Raw genomic sequence first — 18,326 nt, 5'->3', positions numbered from 1 at the left:
GTCCGGTCAGTGCGGCGAGTGCGCGCGGAACTGCTCGAGCATCCGTTGCAGAAACCGCCGCGGCGGCGTTCCCGGCGCTTCCGGTGCGCCGTACAGGGTTTCCACCACGGCGGCCATGGCCGGGCAGCCGCTGTCGATCGCGAACCGGACGAGCCCGAGATCAGCGCAGGTGGACAGGGCGGGCACCACGCGGTCGACGGCCTCCCGGGTCCGGCCGGCGGCGGCGAGGCAGCAGGCGTACAACAACTGGGCCTGCAACTGCGCCCGGGGCCGGTGCTGCCGGCGCAACTGCTCGAACATCGTCTCGGACCGTTCCACGGCCCGCCGGACCGGACCCGGGGACTGCTCCGCGAGCAACAGCCGGATGACCGAGTCCTGTTCGAATTCCGCTGCGGCCGCGCGCAAGTGGTCGGACTGGCGGACATAAGGGCCGAGCCGCTCCAGCCGGCGGCGCTCGTCGGCGGCGATCGGCAGGCCGAGCCGGATCCGCTCGTTGAGCATCCGAGCCGACATCCGGGGTAGCGAAAGCCGCTGTGCGACAGCGCGTCCGTCGGCGATGGCCTGTTCCGCGGCGGCCCGGTCACCCCGGACCGCCGCGAGCCGGACCGCGGTGCCGTAGGCGCTGATCAGCACCTCCGCGATCGCGGTGTCCAGTTCGTCGCCGGTCGGGACGATTTCCCCGGCCTCCGCGAATTGGCCGGTGTAGTAGAGCAATTCGGCGAGCTGGGCGGCGGTGATGAAGCGGGCCGCGTGCGGCCGCAGCCCCGCCGCCAGCGCCTTGTCCAGCGCGCCGCGCAGAATCGACTCGGCCCCTTCGACATCGAGCTGCTCGAAGGCCGCCATCGCCGCGGACACATCGCTGAGCACCACATTGAACGTGCCGCTGCGGACCGGGCGGGCCGTGGTGCGCCGATGCCAGCGGCGCACCTCGTCGAAATCGAAGCGGTAGAAGGCAAGTGACGCCGCCGCGGCCGCGCCGACGTCGGCCAGGAACGGCCGGACCGGCCCCTGCACCCGCCACCGCGCCACCAACGACAGATCGTCGAACCGGTCGCACTGCAACGCGTGCACCGACCGGATCAGTTCGGCCTCGACCGCGAGATCGGTACTGTGCGCGTCCAGCGGGCGGGCCGCGAGCAGGGTATCGATCCGGCACCGGGTCCGGCGCATCACGTCGTGATGGAACAGCGGCATGTGCGCCCAGGCGACCGCCAGTTGCAGTTCCGCGTCGGATTCGGCGAGCGCCGGCGGGAGCTTGTCCACCAGCGCGAGGAACGTGGACATCCGGGATTCCGCGAGCAGCGCGTCGGCGCTGTCCAGGACCAGGCGCAGCGCGCGGCCGGGCCGATCCGCGGCCAGCGCGTGATCCACTGCCTCCGGGACCATGTCGTGGGCGGCGAACCAGTCCGAGGCCAGTCCGTGCAGCCGCTCCGGCAGGCCGGGATGCCGCCGGGCCAGCCGGTCGCGCAGGAAGCCGGCGAACAGGCTGTGATAGCGGAACCAGCGCAGATCGCCGTCCACGCTGCGCAGGAACAGATTTCGCCGACGGACCTCCTCGAGCAGCTCCTGGGTGCCGGTCCGCTCGGTCAGCGTGGCCGCGAGATCGGCGCAGACGGTATCGGTGATCGCGGTGCGCATCAGGAAGTCGAGCAGATCCGGTTCGAGTTCGCCGACGACGTCGTCCATCAGGTAGTCGCCGAGAGCGCCGTGCTGCCCGGCGAGCCGGCCCAGATGCGCGGCCGGATCCGGCTTGCCCCGCAGCGACAGGCAGACCAGTTGCAGCGCCGCGGCCCAGCCCTCGGTGGTGCGCCGGATGTGTTCCAGCTCCGGGCCGTCCAGCGGCACGCCGCCGACATCCCGCAGCAGCCGGTCGGCCTCGGATTCGTCGAAACGCAGTGCGGTCTCGTCGATCTCGACCAGTTCGTCGCGGACCCGCATGTGCCCCAAGGGAAGTCCGGCCGTGGTGCGGCTGGTCACGATGACGCGCAGATGATGGCAGCCGTTGTCCAGCAGGAACCGGACCGCCTCGCACACCTGCGGGTTGTGGACGCGATGCCAGTCGTCCAGGACGATCGCCACGGTCCGGCCGCCCTCGTGGATCTCGTTGATCAGCGTCGTGACGACCTGGTGCACCGCCTCGCCGGCCCCCTCCTCGAGCATCTGTGCCAGCTCGCCGGCCAGATTCGGCTGCACCCGGCGGACGGCCTCGGTGAGCCGGGTCAGGCACCGGACCAGGTTGTTGTCGTCGGGCACCAGGGTCAGCCAGGCGACCGGGATGTTCTCCGCGGCCAGTTCGGCGGCCCACTGCGCGGCCAGGGTGCTCTTGCCGTACCCGGCCGGCGCGTGGATGAGCGCCAGCCGCCGGGGCCCGCCCGCGCGCAGCGTCCGGATCAGCCGTGGGCGGGCGACCAGGCGATGCGACGAGGTGGGCGGCCGCAACCGGGTCGTCGGCGTCGCCACCGGGGCCGGCCGGACCGGCTGCCGGCGCGTCGCCTGTGGGGCCGCCGGGTCGGCGGTCGGGATCAGGGTGTCGACCGGCAGTCCGGCGGCGAACTGGATGTCGCGCAGCATGGTCCCGAATTCCCGGGCCGAGCCGGGCCGGTCCTCCGGGCGGTGTTCCATCGCGGCCTCGATCGCCGAGCACAGCGGCGCCGGCACGCCCGTCGCGCGCAGATCCGGTACGCCTTCGGCGCCGATCCGGACGAACTGCGCGACCATGGTCTCGCCGTCCCGGCGGGCGAAGGCGGCGTGCCCGGTGAGCGCGGTGAACAGGGTGGCGCCGAGCCCGTACAGATCCGCGGCCTCGGCGGGCGGCCGCCCCTGCAGCACCTCCGGCGCGGTGTACGCGGGCGTGCCGGCGATGATCCCGTCGGCGGTCCGGAAGGCGTCGGCCGCGCGGGCCAGGCCGAAATCGGCCAGTTGCGGTTCGCCGTAGTCGGTGATCAGGATGTTGGCCGGATTCACGTCGCGATGCAGCACCCCCGCGGCGTGTGCCGTGGTCAGCGCGCCGGCGAGTTTGATCCCCAGCGACAGCACCTCCGGCCACGGCAGCGCTCCCCGCTCGCGGATGTGCCGATCCAGCGTGCCGCGCGCGTGGAAGGGCATGACCAGGAACGGCCGGCCGTGCGCGGTGACGTCGACCCGCAGCACCTGGACGATGTGCGGATGCGCGGCGAACCGGCCGCAGGCGCGCTGCTCCCGGACGAATCGCGCCCGCCCGTCCGCGCCGAGATCGGCGGTGAGTACCTTGACTGCCACCACCCGGTCCAGCGACTCCTCCCGGCAGCGGTAGACCGTCCCGAACGCGCCGCGCCCGACGACCTCCGCGGCACCGAAACCGGCCTCCAGCAACTCGGCGGCAATGTCGTTGTCCGCCGGAGAAGTATTCAGCACGGCAGTGTTTGCGGCCATGATTCACCTTCGAAACGGACGCTGAGCACTCACCGCAAGTCTAGTCAGGCAACGATCGGCATACCACGCGAGCCGGACCGGGCGATCAGGCGGTCAGGCGGTGAGCTCCCGGGTGATCGCCTCGACGAAGTCCGGCAGGTCCGCCGGTTTGCGCGAGGTGATCAGGGTCCAGCCGTCGGTGTCGTCGCGGACCATCGGCCGATCCACCCACTCGCCGTGCGCGTTGCGGATGTCGGTGCGCAGCGACGGGTAGGAGGTGAGGGTCTTGCCGGGCAGCACCTCGGCGTCGACGAGCAGCCAGGGGCCGTGGCAGACGGCGGCGACCGGCTTGTACGCGCCGGTCGCGGCGCGGACCAGACGCCGCGCGTCCTCGTTGGCCCGCAGCCGATCCGCGTTGACGGTGCCGCCGGGCACGATCAGCAGGTCGATCTCGCCCGGGTCGACGGCGTCGATGGTGGTGTCGGGCTGGATCTGCTCGTCCGGCTCCAGATCGTGCCGGTAGGTCTGCACGGGCGTGTCGTGTTCCGCGGCGTGGATCACCTGCGCGCCGCGCTCGCGCAGCCGATCGCGCGGCACGACCAGTTCGTCGTGCTCGACGCCGGTGTTGGACGTGAGGATCAGGATGCGGGCGTTCCGCAGTTCTCCGGGCACGATGTCTCCTTCGTCAGCGGTTCCGGCGGTGGGCGGCCTCGGACAGTTGCTCGCCGCGGTCGCGGGCCGCCTCGTACAGCTCCGCGCCTCGATCCCGGGCAGTGCCGAACAGCTCGCCACCGCGGTCCCGCGCGGTGTCGTACAGGTCTCCGCCACGGTCCCGGGCGGTGTCGAACCAGTCGCCGCTCCGGTCCCGGGCGGTGTCGACCAGATCACCGCCGCGGTCGCGCGCGACACCGAACCAGTTCCCGCCGCGGTCGCGGGCGTTGTCGAGCAGATTCCCGCGGCTGTCGAAGAAGTTGCCGCCGCGATCCCGGGCGGTGTCCAGCAGGTCGGCGCCGCGGTCGCGAGCCGTATCGAGCAGCCCCGGGCCGCGGTCGCGGGCGGTATCGAGCAGGTCGGCGCCGCGATCGCGGGCGGCGTCGAGCAGATGCGAGCCCTGGCGGGTCGCAACCGACCCGGCGCGCGCGCCGAACTCACGGGTGGTGTCGGCGAGGTGATGGGTGGTATCGGCGAGATGTTCGCCCCGATCCCGCAGTGCCGCACCGAGTTCCGGTCCACGCTCGCGGACGGCCTCCGCGGTCTCCGTGAGCCGGTCGCGCAGGGGGCCGGCCTCGCCCCGGCGCCGGGCCAGCGCCCGCCGGCCACGCCAGGTCAGCGACGGCCGGCCCTCGCGATCGGTCGAGGCGATCAGCAGACCGCCCAGCAGGCTGGCATCGGTCAGGAATCCGGCGCGTTTGACATTGCGGCGCTCCGGGTCCTTCTCGTTCCAGAAATCGTGCTCGGTCATCGTCGTGGGCAACGCCGTCGCGGCCAGCGCGAGCGCGGACAGCCGCGGGAATTTGCCCAGCGCGAGCAGCACACCCCCGCCGACGCGGACCGCCGCGTTGATCTCGACGATCCGCCCCGGATTCGCCCGCAGATAGGCGGCCACGCCCTGCGGCAGCACGCGTCCACCCCGTTCGGCCAGCAGGGTGGCGGATTCGATCCGGGAGGACGGTTCGGTGAAGGCGGCGATGCCGTCGGCGACGAAGGTGGTGGCCAACAACGGGCGTGCGATGCGCCGGAGCATGACGGGTCCTTTCGGTGGTACGCGAGGCGTCCGAGTGCGTCGTGGACGAACTGTTCCACTCGCGGCTACCCCGATTCCCACCGCTTACGCACCCGCCGCCCGGCCCGCTACCGGCGTCGCCGGCGGCTGATTCGTGGTGCTGATTACGGGTAGCCCGCTCTGCGTACGACACCGATCAGAGAGGAGACCACGCAATGGCTCATCCGATCTCTACGGAGCTGGACCCGGAACAGCAGCGCATCGCCGGTGACGCCCTGTGCGACACCGTCGTCGACCTGATCGATCTGTCCTTGATCGGCAAGCAGGCGCACTGGAACGTCGTCGGCCCGCGATTCCGCTCGGTCCACTTGGCCCTGGACGAATTGGTCCTGGCGGCAAGGGAATTCACCGACGCGGCCGCCGAACGCGCGACCGCCGTCGGGGTCAGCCCGGACGGGCGCGCCCGCACGGTCGCCGACCGATCCGGCGCCGAGGGCTTCGCCGTCGGCTGGCAGCGCGACGACGACGTCACCACCGCGATCGTCGCGAATCTCGCGGCGGTGATCCGCCGGTTGCGCCAGCGGATCGAGGCGGTGGAGAAGGCGGATCCGGTGTCGCAGGACCTCCTGCTCGACATCATCGCCCGGCTGGAGCAGCTGCACTGGATGTGGCAGGCCCAGTCGGTGTGAGCGCACCGCCGAGACCGAACACGGAAGGACATCGATCATGACGCGACCCGACGCACGACCCTTCGCCAGGATTCCCGGCTCGTACCGGTCCCGCCGGGCCGAGCCCACCCGGACCCACGCCGGCCAGGGTCTCGAGGACAACAAGAACGTCCCCGCCCTGGTCCTGTGCTTCCTCGGCGTGGTGGCCCTGGGCACGGCGCTGACCGCCGCCGGGTACGGCTTCGCGGGCTGGTCGATCGTCGCCGGGATCATCTGCGCGGTCTGCCTCGTCGCCGGGGTGACCTGGCTGGTGATCGAGGGCCGCCGCACCAGCGCAGCCGAACCCGACCGGCAGGGGCATTGACCCGCGCCGCGGCTCGATCACGACATATTTTGCGCGGCTACGCGTTCCCGGCCGGCGGCTAGCGTGGCGCTGGTCGGGCGCGGCGGGACATCTCCTGGATATGCCTGCCCGGCCGGGACGGCGACGCCGTCTTCGCGGGCCTGCTCGGTGCACCACGACGACGGCGGGGTCTGGCGAGCGCGGGCCGGGCAGTGGCGGTTGCGGTGGACCGGCGCGGCCGGCGGCGGGTCGCCGAGGGCAGCTGGACAACTCGAATCCCGCTGCGCGCCGGGCATTCTCCCGACCTGATTCTCGAAATATCGGACCGCACACCGCCGGACGACGCGGTCGCGCTCGTCCACGCACTCCCGCTCGAATTGTCGGTACTGCTGTCCGCCGACGGCTGAACGATGACCATCGACCCCGAGGAGACCACTGTGCAGATCGGATACAAGCTGGCGGCGGAGGGTTTCGGGCCCGCGGAACTGATCCGGCAGGCGGTGCGCGCGGAAGCGGCCGGCTTCGACTTCGTCGAGATCAGCGACCACTTCCATCCCTGGCTGGACAACCAGGGCCATTCGCCGTTCGCCTGGACCGTACTCGGCGCGATCGCCGCGAAGACCGAGCGGATCGGCCTGGCCACCGGCGTCACCTGCCCGACCGTCCGGTACCACCCGGCCATCGTCGCGCAGGCCGCGGCCACGCTGGCGCTGGTCTCCGAGGGCCGGTTCACCCTCGGCATCGGCTCCGGCGAGCGGCTCAACGAACATGTGGTGGGCACCGGATTCCCGGACGCCGTCCGGGTGCGGCATCGGATGCTGCGCGAGGCGCTGGAGATCATCCGATTGCTGTGGCGCGGCGGCTATCAGTCCTATCAGGGCGAATACCTGCAACTGTCGGACGCGCGGATCTTCGACCTGCCCGACGAGCTGCCGGTCGTCGCCGTCGCCGCGGGCGGTCCCGCCGCGGCCCGGCTCGCCGCCGAACTGGGCGACGGGCTGTTCGCCACCGAACCGAAACCCGACATCGTCGAGCACTATCAGAGCTCCGGCGGCCGCGGCCCGCGCTATGCGGAGGTCCCCGTCGCCTGGGCGCCCGACGAGGAGGCCGCGGTGGCGGCGGCCCTGGAGACCTCCCGCTGGGCCGTCACCGGCTGGAAGGTGATGAGCGAACTGCCCAACCCGGCCAACTTCGCCGCCGCCTCGGCCACGGTCCGCCCCGACGATATCCGCGGCGCGTTCACCTGTGGCAGTGTGCCGGACGACTACGTCCGGGCCGTCCAGGAATATCGCGACGCCGGATTCGACCGTCTGGTGCTGCAGAACGCCGGCCCCGACCCGGACGGCTTCATCGACTTCTACCGGGACGAACTGCGCGCCCGGCTGGGATCGGCCGCCGCCGCGGCCGGCTGACCGTCCCGTGGCCCGGGCATGAGCTCATGCCCGGGCCACGGATTCGACCTGCCGGGCGAGCCGGGCCCGTGGGCTGTGCCGGTTGCCGGTCCCGACGGCCGGCACCGGGTCCTGGTACCGGCAGCCGGTGCCTCCGTCAGCGCCGGACGGCCGAAACGAACTCCTGCGCCTTGGTTTTCGCGCCCTGCAGCATCAGATGCCAGGCGTCGGGGTCGCCCTTCAGGACGGCCTGCGCGGTCGACTCCAGCTGATCCCAGGTGGCGTGCGGCGGGATCGGCGGGACCTCCGGATCGCAGCGCACATCCAGCAGCATCGGCCCGTCGGCGGCGAAGGCCCGCGCCCAGGCGTCGGCGAGCTGATCCGGATGATCGACCGCGATCGACGGCACGCCGAGACCGCGTGCGGCGTCCGCGTACGAGATGTCCGGAAGCGACTGGGACTCTTCGAATTTCGGCGCGCCGCCCATCGCGCGCAGCTCCCAGGTGACCTGGTTGAGATCGTTGTTGTGGAACACGCAGATCACCAGCCGCGGATCGCTCCACCGGTCGCGGTAGCGCGCGATGGTCATCAGCTCGGCCAGGCCGTTCATCTGCATCGCGCCGTCGCCGACCAGGGCGACCGCCGGCCGGTCCGGATGGGCGAACTTCGCGCCGATGGCGTACGGCACAGCCGGGCCCATGGTGGCCAGCGTGCCCGACAACGAGCCGCGCATCCGGCCGCGGAACCGCAGGCAGCGGGCGTACCAGTTCGTGGACGAACCGGAATCGGCGGTGATGATGGCGTTCTCGGGAACGCAGCGGGACAGCTCCCACACCACCCGCATCGGATTGACCGGCTTCGCCGCCAGCATCGACTGCCGCTCGACGGTGTCCCACCAGCGCTTGACATTCGACTCGATCGTCTCGCGCCAGGTACCGTCCGATTTACCGGTCAGCAGCGGAATCAGTTCCGTCAGAGTGGCTTTCGCATCACCGAGCAGGGACACCTCGGCCGGGTAGCGCATGCCGATCATGCCGCCGTCGATATCGATCTGCACGGCCCGCGCCTGATCCAGATCGGGCAGGAACTGGGTGTAGGGGAAGCTCGAGCCGATCATCAGCAGCGTGTCGCAGTCGCGCATCATCTCGTAACTGGGCCGGGTGCCCAGCAATCCGATCGATCCGGTCACGAACGGCAGGTCGTCGGCGAGCACGTCCTTGCCCAGCAACGCCTTCGCCACGCCGGCCCCGGTGAGGTCCGCGACCTCCACCACGAGGTCCGCGGCGTTGCGCGCGCCCTGACCGATCAGGATCGCCACCTTGGATCCGGCGTTGAGTACCGCGGCGGCCCGCTCGATCTCCGACCGCGCGGGCACCACCGTCGGATGCATCACCTGCGGCGGACTCGACGGCACCTGCTTGAAGGCGTGCTCCGGCGGCTGGTACGGCTCCTCCTGCAGATCCGACGGGATGATCACCGCCGTCGGCGCGCGGCGGGTGCGGGCGATCCGGAACGCGCGGTCCAGCGCGTTGGGCAGCTGGCTGGCGACGTTCACCTCGACGAGATACTCGCTGGCCACATCCTTGAACAGCGCCTGGAGATCGACCTCCTGCTGATAGCTGCCGCCCATCGCGCTGCGCGCGGTCTGGCCGACGATCGCCACCACCGGCACGTGATCCAGTTTGGCGTCGTACAACCCGTTCAGCAGATGGATCGCGCCCGGACCGGACGTCGCCGCGCACACGCCGACCTCGCCGCTGAACTTCGCGTAGCCGGTCGCCTCGAACGCCGCCATCTCCTCGTGCCGCGCCTGGACGAAGGCCGGACCCTCGCCCGCGGCCCGGCCGAAGGCCGCGATGAGTCCGTTGATGCCGTCGCCGGGGTAGCCGAAGACCTGCCGGACCCCCCACTCCCGCAAGCGCTGCAGGACATAGTCGCCCACTTGCTGTGCCATTCCGTCTCCCGTCCGGTCCGTTGCTCGTGTCGGCGGCCGGATACCCGGGCGCTCCGGACCCAATCACGGTGTGTGCGCCGGTCCGGACGGGGTAGTCGCCGCACATTCCGGATAAACGTCGCACGAAGGGCCAGGTCATGACACGTTCCGATTCGGTATCGCCCGCGCGGCCCGCCGATCTGCCGGACCCGGTGCCGACGCGGCCGCACCGCCATCGGCACGCGATCCCCGGCTCCGAACGCGAACTGCCGCCCGCCACCGGCGCCGACGTGACCGTACTCGATGCCGGAGGTACCCGATGATCTCGCGCGAGCTTCGCCTCGAGGAGCCGGGTTCCGTTGCGGTGTACCGGTTTCCGACGCCCGGCCCGGAGGCCGACGGCACCCTGGCCTGGACCTCGACCACCGCCGTCACCGTGCGGCTCGAGGCCGGCGGCCGCACCGGACTCGGCTGGACCTACAGCACCCCGGCGGCGGCCGCGATCATCCGGGACGAGCTGCTGCCGATCCTGGTGGGCCGCCCACCCTGGGACATCGCGCAGTGCCGGCTCGAAATGCGCCGGGCCTGCCGTAATTTCGGCACCACCGGAGTGGTCGCGCAGGCGCTCAGCGCCGTCGACATCGCGTTGTGGGATCTGAAGGCGCGGCTGCTGGACACCTCGCTCGCGCACCTGATGGGCAGCGTGCGCGCCGCGACGCCGGTCTACGGTTCCGGCGGTTTCACCAATCTGCCCGACGAGGCGCTCGAGGAACAGATCACCTCCTGGCTGACCGCCGGCTGCACGGCGGTCAAGATCGAGATCGGCCGCGAGACCGCCCGCGACCTGGACCGGCTGGTCCGGGCCACCGACCTGGTCACCGGCCGCGCGGAACTCATGGTCGACGCCAACGGCGCCTACCCCACCGGGCACGCCCGCCGGGTCGGGGTCGCGCTGGACGAACTGGGGGTCACCTGGTTCGAGGAGCCGGTGCGCAGCGACGACCACGCCGGCCTGACGGCGGTCCGCGAGGGCGTCGAATGTGATGTCGCCGCAGGCGAATACGTCTCCGATCCGATGAGCGCCGCGACCCTGCTCGACGCGGTGGACTGCCTGCAACTGGACGTCACCCGCTGCGGTGGCTACACCGGATTCCTGGAATGCGCCGCGCTCGCCGCCGCGCACGGCCTCGAGGTGTCCGCCCATTGCGCCCCCGCGCTGCACGCCCCGGTCGCCGCCGCCGTGCCCAACCTCCGGCACGTGGAATGGTTCATCGATCACGCGCGCCTGGAGCCGCTGCTGGTCGACGGCACCCCCGAGGTCACCGACGGCCTGCTGCCCCGCGCGGGCGAACACGGCGACTGCGGCCACGGCATGACCCTCGCCGCCAGCGCCGCGGAGTTCCGGATCTGACCGCCGCTCTCGGGACCGTCTCCGGATCCGAACGAAACGATCACGACAGGTCCACGGCGACGTACCGGTGATGCCATGCTCGGGGACGCGTGGGATCCGGTACTGCGACGAAGGGACCGGCATGAGCATCCGCTGTTCGGACGCCCCGGCCTCGCGTCATCGGCGCGAACGGGGCGGCGACCCGTACGACCATCTGGAACCCGAGCTGGCCGTCCTGCACGGCCTCGATCCCGGCGATCCCGTCCGGGCCGCGCTGCGCGACCGGCTCATCGACCGCTGCCTGCCGCTGGCCGACCACCTGGCCTCCCGCTACACCGGCCGCGGTCAGGGTTTCGACGATCTGCGGCAGGTCGCGCGGCTCGGGGCCGTGCTGGCCGTCGATCGCTACGATCCGAATCTCGGAACACCGTTCCTGGCCTTCGCGATCCCGACCATCACCGGCGAGTTGCGCCGCTTCTTCCGCGACTGCGGCTGGACCGTGCACGTCCCCCGCCGGGTGAAGGAGATGCAGCAGCGGATCGCCGCCGCCACCGGCCGACTCGCGCAACAGTTGCACCGGATGCCGACCCGCGAGGATCTCGCCGCCGATCTCGGCGTGCCGGTCGCGGCCGTCGAGGAGGCGATGCTCGGCTCGCGCTGCTACCGCACCGAATCCCTGGACCTGCTGCTCGACCTGGACGACGATCCGCCGTCGCCCCGGGACGGTTCGCTCGCCGTCACCGAGAGCAGCTACGAACTCGTCGAGGACGCCCTCGCCGTCGCCCCGCACCTGCGCGACCTGACGCCCGCCGAACTCGACCTGCTGCGCTTGCGCTTCGCCACCCGGTTGTCCCAGCAACAGATCGGCGACCGCCTCGGTGTGTCCCAGATGACCGTGTGCCGCATGCTGCTGCGCATCCTCCAGCAACTGCGCGCGGGGGCTGCCGCCGAGCCGGAACCGGCCGGTGGCATCCCGGCCTGACCGCTTCCCGTGTCGCGCGGCACAGCCCGGGAGTACCCCCGGCTCGAATGGGTATTCGAGCTAAGGTGTGGAAGGGAAGCGTGCACGATGTCCGTCCGGTTCGGGTCCCCGGGCAGCGAGGAGCGCAACTGGCATGACCATCGAGTTCGACAGCACCAGCCTGGCGGCGACCGAGGAGTTCCTGAACCGGAACTACACCACCATGCGGATCGGCAACGAGAAGGCGGGTCCGGTGCGCAGCACGGTCAGCCGGGAGCGGCTCGGTGAGGTGAGCCTCGACCGGCTCGAATTCGGCTTCGACATGAGCTACGACGCCGATCCGCTGGGCAAGATCTGCCTGTGCGAGGTCGAAACCGGCTGGGTCGAGGAGAACTACCACGATATCGGCACCGATCATTTCGAACCCGGTGACATCGGCATCCTGACCCCGCCGGATCTGCCCTATTCGGGAGTGATCCACACCTCGCGCTACACCATCACCATGTTCGATCCGGCCAACCTCGCCCGGGTCGCCGACATCGAGGGCGGCAAGCCGGTCGAGCTGACCGGTTATCGTCCCGTCTCGGCCGCGGCCGGCCGGCGGCTCGCCGGGACGCTCGCACACCTCCGGCAACTCACCGCCGACTACGAGGGCCGGGTACCGCCCCTGGTGGCGGCGACCGCCACCCAGTTTCTCGCCGCCAGCGTGCTGGACGCGTTCCCGAACACCGCGTCGGCGGAGCTCACGTCGATCGACCGGGTCGACGCGCATCCCGCCGCCCTGCGCCGAGCGCTGGCGTACATGGAAGGGCGCGTGCACGACGACATCGCGGTGGCCGACATCGCCGCGGCCGCGTACGTGTCGGTGCGCGCCCTGCAACTGGCCTTCCGCCGCCATCTGGGGACCACCCCGATGGCGCACCTGGCCCGCCTGCGATTGCAGGGCGCCCACGAGCAGCTGACCGACGGTGACGGCGCGACCGTCTCCGCGATCGCGACCGAATGGGGATTCGGCCACCCCGGCCGCTTCGCCGCCCTGTACCGGCGGCACTACGGCCGCTCACCCGGCGCCACCCTCGGCGACCGCCCGGACCTACCCGACCTCCACAACTAGGCAACCGGGCCCGCGCCGACTGCGCGATCGTGCGGCCCTAGATTGACCCCATGGTGATGGACGATGCGGGGGCCGCCCGGGAACTACGCCTGGTGACCGGCCGGTTGGCGCGCCGGATCCGCCGGCTCGTGGTCGACGCCGACGAGGGCGTGGCATTCCTCGAACTGGCCGTCCTGCACCGGCTGGACCGCGACGGCCCGGCCTCGCCGGGATCGCTGTCCTCGGACGAGGAGGTCACCACCCCCGCGATCGCCGCCGTCCTGCGCCACCTCGAGGAACTGGGCCTGGTCGAGCGGACCCGCGACCCGGCCGACGGCCGTCGCGTGGTGGTCACCATCACCGAGTCCGGCCGCCGGGGCCTGCGGAATCGCAACGAGGCCGTCGTCGGCCGCCTGCACGCGGTCCTCCGCGACGACCTCGACGAGACCGAGCGCGCGGCGCTCACCGCCGCCCTGCCCGTGCTCGACAAGGTGGCCGGCCTGCTGTGATCCCCATTTGTCTAATCCGGGTTAGGTAATTACCGTGGGTGCCGGTGCCGGGCGTCCGGCGCCGCCTTCCCGCGAGAAAGCAGCCGCAGTGATCACCGCTACCTGGAAGCCACTGGATCCCGACCTCGCCGCATTCCTCACCGAATTCGAAAAAGCCAACGCCACAACGGAATCCGATCAAGGCAGGCCGTTCGCCGAGCAATTCCTCACCACGGATCCGAACCGGGCGACCGTGGTCACCCGCGAAGCGCTCGTCGCCTCCCTGCCCATGCGCCGCCGCCTGTTCGAATCCGCCGGCCTGGGCCACGCGGTCTGCGTCGCCTCCGCCCAGCTCGACCTGGACGAGCACCACGTCCTCGTGACGACCGACTGGGACACTCCCCGCGCCGGCGCCGAGCCCGTCCGGCTCGAATCCACCTACCTGATCCGCCGCGACGACGACGATCTCCGAATCCTGGTCTACCTCAACCACCGTGACATCGTCGCCGTCCTCGGCGCACTGTGACGGCACGCACGATTCCCGCCACGGCCGTGCGCCGCGGATCGTGAGCGGCACCCGGCGATCGCCCGGCGGGCGGCCGGGTGCGCCCCGAGTGCGGCATGACATTCCGGAAACGACAGCGCCGCGTGGCGGGTGGTGGCGCGCGCGGCGGGTAGTCGCCGGGCATGCCGGAGATTCGAGAGGTATTGCGATGCCGCCCGGGTCAGAACGCCCTGGCCCGCGGGTACTACGAGTGCGATTGCGGCCGGGGCCACTGGTGCCTCACCGAGGGCGGCGGCCGGCGGATGCCGGCGTTGCCCGGCGAATGCCCCGGTGCGGAGTGGGTACTGCGACGGCTGACCCCACGCCCACCCCTGGACGCCGCGCACCGATGAACACCAGTTGAAGCCGGAAAGGAACGACCATGCCGGATTCGGAAGGCACCTGGGACCCGCCGCAGGACACCGGTTCCCCGGACGCGGTGGAAACCGACCCGGCCTCGCTGAGCAGCGCCGAGGATCTCGACGAGGACAGCCTCGGCGCCGATCCGCTGGAACAGGCCATGGATCCGCCGGAACACCCCGTCGGCGTCGACCGCTACGGCACCACGCCGTACGAACAGGCGCATCCGCGCCCGCTCGGCGACCGGCTCGCCGAGGAGACCCCCGACGTCGGCAGTGCTCCCGCAGCCGCACCGGACGACGATGCCGGCGCCCGCCGCTACCGCGAGGAACTGGGCATCTCCGCGGACGGGCCGGAGGGCGTGGACGAGTCGTGACCGGTGACCGAAAAACCCTCGTAGGCAAGCAGTTTCGACCGAACGGAGGAAAGCATGCCCCAGCAGCAATGGAGTGACAAGCGTGAGCGTCAGTACGAGCACATCAAGGATTCCGCGGAGGATCGCGGGGCGAGCACCCGTCGCGCGAAGGAGATCGCGGCCCGGACGGTGAACAAGAATCGTGCCCAGAGCGGCGAATCCAAGACCGCGAGTCGCAGCTCGACGCAGGACATGTCGCCGCAGCGGCGCGGTGGCCAGCGCTCGGGCACCGACCGGCCCAAGGGCCCGACCCGCGATCAGCTCTACAACGAGGCCCGGCAGCGCAACATCGAGGGCCGATCGAAGATGACCAAGGGCGAACTGGCCCGCGCGCTCGGGCGCTGACACCACGAACGAGGCCGGTCGGTGGAATCTCCACCGACCGGCCTCGTCTCGCCCGGCCGATTCCGCGCTGGTCCGCGGAATCGGCGGCCGCCTCAACGGCGGCGCTGGACCCGGACCATCCGCCGGGCGGGCGGACGCCGCCGACGCGGCGGCGGTGGGACCGGAGTGACCGGCCCGCCGGCGATCGTGGAGCCGGGCTCCACCGGTTCGGGGAACTGCCGTTCCAGCTCGGCGAGCAGGATCGAGCGACGATTTCCGTCGGGCTCGTCCGAGATCTCCGCGTACGGCAACGGCCCGTATCGGACCGCGTGAACGAGCACGATATCGGCTACTCCGTCCGTGGTCGTGCGCATCAGACGCATACCCGGGTGGATGTTCATCCGGTCACCTCTCTCGGGGCCGAACAAGCTCGGACGTTCGATCACGTGCGCGAGGTACCCCGGCCCGGCGCACCCATGCGAACAGCGCAGGACACGAGATCGTTGCGATGTCCCACCGGCGTGCCGCCGGGTGCCATGCTGGTGGAGCCGGTTGAACAGTCAGCCGATGCCTCGGGGCCGGCCGAGCTCTCGCACCGGTCCGCAGCGCCTCCCGATCGTGCACGACCCTGCGGCAACTCCGCATTCTCGTGATCGGCAGGGTGCGGCCCGATCGGCCGGAGAAGGGATTCCCGGTCATATGAACACCGGACGTAACGAGGGCCCGGCCGCACATCCAGCCCGCGGCCGCGACCCCTACGATCACCTCGAACCCGATCTGATCGCCCTGCACAGTATGCCGTGGGGCCATCCGGATCGGGCCAGGTTACGTGCGGGCATCCTCGACCGCTGCCTGCCGCTGGCCGACCATCTGGCCGCCCGCTACCGCGGCCGCGGCCAATCCTTCGACGACCTGCAGCAGGTCGCGCGCGTCGGGCTGGTGCTGGCCGTCGATCGCTACGACCCCGTGCGCGGCGACTCCTTCCTCGCCTTCGCCATCCCCACCGTCACCGGCGAACTGCGGCGCTACTTCCGCGACTACGGCTGGACGGTCCGGGTCCCGCGCCGGCTACAGGACCTGCAGCAGAAGATCACCACCGCCACCCCGCGGCTGGCCCAGCAGTTGCGCCGCACCCCGACCCGCGAGGACCTCGCCGACGACCTCGAGATCACCGCCGACGACGTCGACGCGGCGGCCCTCGGCGCCTACTGCTACCGCACCGAATCCCTCGAGGCGTTCGCCGCCGACGACGAGGGTATCGGCCCGCTGCCCGCCGGCGGCACGCTCGCCGTCGACGAGGACGGATACCGGATGCTGGAGGACGCCCTGGCCGTCGCACCCCATCTGGGCACCCTGTCCCCCGACGACCGGCACGTCCTGATTCTGCGCTTCTACGCGCGGCTGTCCCAGCAGCAGATCGGCGAGATGCTGGGCATGTCCCAGGTCAAGGTGTCCCGCATCCTCGCCCGCATCCTCGGCGACCTGCGTGACAACGCGCTCGCCGACGTCGGTGCCACGGAACCGAGTGACCTGTCCTGACCGCGTCGAGCGACCTGTCCTGACCGCGCCGGGGCGAACTACTCGACCGTGCTCAGTCGGCGTGTGCCCAGCGGTCCACGGGATCGCTGCCGCCGACGCCGGAGGCGAATTCGCGGAACCGGAAGCGGCCGCCGGCGTCCGCGCGCAGCGGTGGCGTCTCACCACCGTCGCCGCCTCGCAGCCCGGTGAGCATGTCCGCGAGCGCGTCCGTCGCGCCGATGCGCGGGGTCCAGCCGAGTTCGCGCCGGGCCCGTTCCGTACTCATGACCGGCAGATGCATCATCGCCTCGAACAGGTCGGCCGGCGCGGGCAGTAGCCGCAGTCGCCAGCCGAGCGCGAGGGCGCCGCGGACCGCGCCCGGCGGCACCGTGACGGTACGGGCCCCGAGCAGCTCGCCGAGCGCGGCGGGGGTGATCACGGGATCGGCCGCCAGATTGAACGCACCGTGCGCGCCCGAGGTCACCGCGAGCGCGAACGCCCGGCCGATGTCCGCGGTGTGCACGGCCTGGAACCGCAGGCCGGCGGGAACCGGCAGGACCGGCGGAACATGGCGGCGCAGAACACGATTGGGCAACAGCGGACCTGCGAACAACCGCCGCTGCGCAGCCGCGGCCGCGTGCTGGAACACGAACGCGGGACGAATCCGGACCAGCCGGAGGCCGGGATGCTCCCGTTCGTGGATGTCGAGCAGCCGCTCGACGTACGCCTTCTCCCGGGTATAGGCCGCCGCGGACCAGCCGTGCGTCGGCCAGCTCTCGTCCACCGGCCGATCGTCGACCGCGGGCGAGTACGCGGCGACGGACGACGCGCACATCAGCACCGGTACATGGGCCTCGGCGACCGCCGCCAGGACCCGCGACGTCCCGATCACGTTGGCGTCCCAGGTGACCATCGGCCGATGGGTGGGCTGGAACAGCCACGCGAGGTGCACGACGGCATCGGCATCGGCGAAACGGGGGCGCAGTTCGTCCCGGCGGATATCGGCGGTCACCCATTCGACGTTGTCCGGGGCGACGGTGCCGGTGGGTCGTCGCCGCGCCAGGCCGACGACCGTCGTCCCGGGCAACGCCGACAGCTCCGTGACCACCCGGCTGCCGATGTTGCCGGTTGCTCCCACCACGACCACACGCATGTCTCGACCTCCGTCTCACGGTCCGGATACCGGTGCCCGGCGCACACCGGCACCGGATGCAGCGGGTCAGGAATGCCGCAGCGCGTCCCGAATCCGGTCGAACACCGCCAGCGGCGGACCGGTCAGCAAGTTCGCCGTCGCCGATTCGCCGGCGTTCGGATGCGGGCGGGTCGGCGCGAGCTTCTCCGCCATTTCCACCCGTTCGGCCATGCGATGCAATTCCTCCGGTGAATTCGCGGCGCGCAGTGCCGGGAATTCCTCGTTCTCCTCGTTTTCGGCGTGCGCGCGAACCGAATTCGCGAACGCGCCGAATTTCTCGTCGAAATCGGCGTGGTCGACGCCGAGATCGTGCAATTCGGCCAGTACGTGTTTCGCCGCCTTCTCCTCCGCCAGCCGTCGATCGACGACGGCGTGACCGGCGGTCGTCCGGCGGGCGGCGGGATGGACGAATTGTTCCTCGGCACTCTCGTGGATCGCCAGCAGGCGGACCAGCTCCCGGAAACGCTCCTGTTTGGCTTTTCCGCGGGCCGCCGGGATCTGCTCGAGCAGATCCTCGACCTGCCGGTGCTGCCGCAGGAGCAGGTCGACCACGTCGGTGTCGGCGCTGATGGTCATCGAATTCCTCTCTACGG

General features: G+C 71.3%; 20 protein-coding genes. 13 read left to right on the top strand and 7 right to left on the bottom strand.

Features of this window, described 5'->3' with window-relative positions; genetic code table 11:
- Positions 1-6: 6 nt before the first annotated feature.
- The 3 genes from NRB56_RS16835 to NRB56_RS16825 all read right to left on the bottom strand — a co-directional run bounded on the left by NRB56_RS16835 (position 7) and on the right by NRB56_RS16825 (position 5,134).
- Positions 7-3,411 carry a serine/threonine-protein kinase gene (locus NRB56_RS16835; protein WP_153343272.1) on the bottom strand — a complete coding sequence of 1,135 codons (3,405 nt, stop codon included), beginning with the start codon at positions 3,409-3,411 and terminating at the stop codon, positions 7-9.
- A 93-nt stretch (positions 3,412-3,504) separates the two neighbouring features.
- Complete coding sequence (locus NRB56_RS16830) at positions 3,505-4,062, bottom strand: type 1 glutamine amidotransferase domain-containing protein (RefSeq protein ID WP_319943094.1); 558 nt, start codon at positions 4,060-4,062, stop codon at positions 3,505-3,507.
- Between the two features lie 13 nt (positions 4,063-4,075).
- Positions 4,076-5,134, bottom strand: a complete 1,059-nt coding sequence (locus tag NRB56_RS16825) for a DoxX family protein (protein WP_153343270.1) — start codon at positions 5,132-5,134, stop codon at positions 4,076-4,078.
- Positions 5,135-5,328: 194 nt separating this feature from the next.
- Between NRB56_RS16825 and NRB56_RS16820 the strand changes: the two genes are divergently transcribed.
- The 4 genes from NRB56_RS16820 to NRB56_RS16805 all read left to right on the top strand — a co-directional run bounded on the left by NRB56_RS16820 (position 5,329) and on the right by NRB56_RS16805 (position 7,536).
- A complete protein-coding gene (locus NRB56_RS16820) occupies positions 5,329-5,802 on the top strand; it encodes a Dps family protein (protein WP_153343268.1) in 474 nt (157 codons plus the stop codon).
- 37 nt (positions 5,803-5,839) lie between these two features.
- Positions 5,840-6,145, top strand: a complete 306-nt coding sequence (locus tag NRB56_RS16815; protein ID WP_153343266.1) for a hypothetical protein — start codon at positions 5,840-5,842, stop codon at positions 6,143-6,145.
- Between the two features lie 191 nt (positions 6,146-6,336).
- Complete coding sequence (locus tag NRB56_RS16810; RefSeq protein ID WP_153343264.1) at positions 6,337-6,531, top strand: hypothetical protein; 195 nt, start codon at positions 6,337-6,339, stop codon at positions 6,529-6,531.
- A 30-nt stretch (positions 6,532-6,561) separates the two neighbouring features.
- Positions 6,562-7,536: a TIGR03557 family F420-dependent LLM class oxidoreductase gene (locus tag NRB56_RS16805; RefSeq protein ID WP_319943170.1), complete on the top strand. Its 975-nt coding sequence runs from the start codon at positions 6,562-6,564 to the stop codon at positions 7,534-7,536.
- Positions 7,537-7,672: 136 nt separating this feature from the next.
- Here NRB56_RS16805 and NRB56_RS16800 read toward each other — a convergent pair whose 3' ends face one another.
- Positions 7,673-9,469: a thiamine pyrophosphate-requiring protein gene (locus tag NRB56_RS16800; protein WP_153343260.1), complete on the bottom strand. Its 1,797-nt coding sequence runs from the start codon at positions 9,467-9,469 to the stop codon at positions 7,673-7,675.
- 137 nt (positions 9,470-9,606) lie between these two features.
- Here NRB56_RS16800 and NRB56_RS16795 point away from each other — a divergent pair, with 137 nt between their 5' ends.
- The 8 genes from NRB56_RS16795 (at position 9,607) to NRB56_RS16760 (ending at position 15,044) form a co-directional block, all read left to right on the top strand.
- Positions 9,607-9,771 carry a hypothetical protein gene (locus NRB56_RS16795; RefSeq protein WP_153343258.1) on the top strand — a complete coding sequence of 55 codons (165 nt, stop codon included), beginning with the start codon at positions 9,607-9,609 and terminating at the stop codon, positions 9,769-9,771.
- On the top strand, positions 9,768-10,859 hold the full coding sequence (locus tag NRB56_RS16790; protein ID WP_153343257.1) for an enolase C-terminal domain-like protein: 1,092 nt from the start codon (positions 9,768-9,770) through the stop codon (positions 10,857-10,859). Before NRB56_RS16795 ends, NRB56_RS16790 begins: the two co-directional genes overlap by 4 nt.
- Positions 10,860-10,980: 121 nt before the next feature.
- Positions 10,981-11,820 (top strand): sigma-70 family RNA polymerase sigma factor, encoded by an 840-nt coding sequence (locus NRB56_RS16785; protein WP_153343255.1) that lies wholly within the window; start codon positions 10,981-10,983, stop codon positions 11,818-11,820.
- Positions 11,821-11,953: 133 nt separating this feature from the next.
- Positions 11,954-12,913: an AraC family transcriptional regulator gene (locus NRB56_RS16780; RefSeq protein WP_153343253.1), complete on the top strand. Its 960-nt coding sequence runs from the start codon at positions 11,954-11,956 to the stop codon at positions 12,911-12,913.
- A 50-nt stretch (positions 12,914-12,963) separates the two neighbouring features.
- Positions 12,964-13,401, top strand: coding sequence for a MarR family winged helix-turn-helix transcriptional regulator (locus tag NRB56_RS16775; RefSeq protein ID WP_153343251.1), 438 nt, complete (start codon positions 12,964-12,966; stop codon positions 13,399-13,401).
- Positions 13,402-13,489: 88 nt separating this feature from the next.
- On the top strand, positions 13,490-13,906 hold the full coding sequence (locus tag NRB56_RS16770) for a hypothetical protein (protein ID WP_153343249.1): 417 nt from the start codon (positions 13,490-13,492) through the stop codon (positions 13,904-13,906).
- 400 nt (positions 13,907-14,306) lie between these two features.
- Positions 14,307-14,660, top strand: coding sequence for a hypothetical protein (locus tag NRB56_RS16765; protein WP_153343247.1), 354 nt, complete (start codon positions 14,307-14,309; stop codon positions 14,658-14,660).
- Positions 14,661-14,714: 54 nt separating this feature from the next.
- Entirely contained in the window at positions 14,715-15,044 is a 330-nt protein-coding gene (locus NRB56_RS16760; protein WP_153343246.1) for a plasmid stabilization protein, read from the top strand.
- A 92-nt stretch (positions 15,045-15,136) separates the two neighbouring features.
- On the opposite strand, the gene NRB56_RS16755 is transcribed toward NRB56_RS16760, so the two are convergent.
- Positions 15,137-15,424 (bottom strand): hypothetical protein, encoded by a 288-nt coding sequence (locus NRB56_RS16755; protein ID WP_153343244.1) that lies wholly within the window; start codon positions 15,422-15,424, stop codon positions 15,137-15,139.
- 298 nt (positions 15,425-15,722) lie between these two features.
- Here NRB56_RS16755 and NRB56_RS16750 point away from each other — a divergent pair, with 298 nt between their 5' ends.
- Positions 15,723-16,562 (top strand): sigma-70 family RNA polymerase sigma factor, encoded by an 840-nt coding sequence (locus tag NRB56_RS16750; protein ID WP_194290889.1) that lies wholly within the window; start codon positions 15,723-15,725, stop codon positions 16,560-16,562.
- Between the two features lie 52 nt (positions 16,563-16,614).
- On the opposite strand, the gene NRB56_RS16745 is transcribed toward NRB56_RS16750, so the two are convergent.
- Together NRB56_RS16745 and NRB56_RS16740 are read right to left on the bottom strand one after the other, a co-directional pair.
- Positions 16,615-17,694, bottom strand: coding sequence for an NAD-dependent epimerase/dehydratase family protein (locus tag NRB56_RS16745; RefSeq protein ID WP_153343241.1), 1,080 nt, complete (start codon positions 17,692-17,694; stop codon positions 16,615-16,617).
- Between the two features lie 66 nt (positions 17,695-17,760).
- A complete protein-coding gene (locus NRB56_RS16740; RefSeq protein ID WP_153343239.1) occupies positions 17,761-18,309 on the bottom strand; it encodes a hemerythrin domain-containing protein in 549 nt (182 codons plus the stop codon).
- Positions 18,310-18,326 lie beyond the last annotated feature (17 nt).

Source organism: Nocardia aurantia, assembly GCF_009604425.1.
In the GTDB taxonomy this organism is placed as follows: domain Bacteria; phylum Actinomycetota; class Actinomycetes; order Mycobacteriales; family Mycobacteriaceae; genus Nocardia; species Nocardia aurantia.
The sequence above is the reverse complement of the archived record's forward strand: the minus strand, read 5'-3'. Positions and strand labels throughout refer to the sequence as shown.

Excerpts from the sequence above, each read along its gene's own strand:
- NRB56_RS16835 (WP_153343272.1), bottom strand. The coding sequence starts at position 3,411 with ATGGCCGCAAACACTGCCGTGCTGAATACTTCTCCGGCGGACAACGAC.
- NRB56_RS16825 (WP_153343270.1), bottom strand. The coding sequence starts at position 5,134 with ATGCTCCGGCGCATCGCACGCCCGTTGTTGGCCACCACCTTCGTCGCC.
- NRB56_RS16820 (WP_153343268.1), top strand. The coding sequence starts at position 5,329 with ATGGCTCATCCGATCTCTACGGAGCTGGACCCGGAACAGCAGCGCATC.
- NRB56_RS16815 (WP_153343266.1), top strand. The coding sequence starts at position 5,840 with ATGACGCGACCCGACGCACGACCCTTCGCCAGGATTCCCGGCTCGTAC.
- NRB56_RS16800 (WP_153343260.1), bottom strand. The coding sequence starts at position 9,469 with ATGGCACAGCAAGTGGGCGACTATGTCCTGCAGCGCTTGCGGGAGTGG.
- NRB56_RS16795 (WP_153343258.1), top strand. The coding sequence starts at position 9,607 with ATGACACGTTCCGATTCGGTATCGCCCGCGCGGCCCGCCGATCTGCCG.
- NRB56_RS16790 (WP_153343257.1), top strand. The coding sequence starts at position 9,768 with ATGATCTCGCGCGAGCTTCGCCTCGAGGAGCCGGGTTCCGTTGCGGTG.
- NRB56_RS16785 (WP_153343255.1), top strand. The coding sequence starts at position 10,981 with ATGAGCATCCGCTGTTCGGACGCCCCGGCCTCGCGTCATCGGCGCGAA.
- NRB56_RS16780 (WP_153343253.1), top strand. The coding sequence starts at position 11,954 with ATGACCATCGAGTTCGACAGCACCAGCCTGGCGGCGACCGAGGAGTTC.
- NRB56_RS16775 (WP_153343251.1), top strand. The coding sequence starts at position 12,964 with ATGGTGATGGACGATGCGGGGGCCGCCCGGGAACTACGCCTGGTGACC.
- NRB56_RS16765 (WP_153343247.1), top strand. The coding sequence starts at position 14,307 with ATGCCGGATTCGGAAGGCACCTGGGACCCGCCGCAGGACACCGGTTCC.
- NRB56_RS16760 (WP_153343246.1), top strand. The coding sequence starts at position 14,715 with ATGCCCCAGCAGCAATGGAGTGACAAGCGTGAGCGTCAGTACGAGCAC.
- NRB56_RS16755 (WP_153343244.1), bottom strand. The coding sequence starts at position 15,424 with ATGAACATCCACCCGGGTATGCGTCTGATGCGCACGACCACGGACGGA.
- NRB56_RS16750 (WP_194290889.1), top strand. The coding sequence starts at position 15,723 with ATGAACACCGGACGTAACGAGGGCCCGGCCGCACATCCAGCCCGCGGC.
- NRB56_RS16745 (WP_153343241.1), bottom strand. The coding sequence starts at position 17,694 with ATGCGTGTGGTCGTGGTGGGAGCAACCGGCAACATCGGCAGCCGGGTG.
- NRB56_RS16740 (WP_153343239.1), bottom strand. The coding sequence starts at position 18,309 with ATGACCATCAGCGCCGACACCGACGTGGTCGACCTGCTCCTGCGGCAG.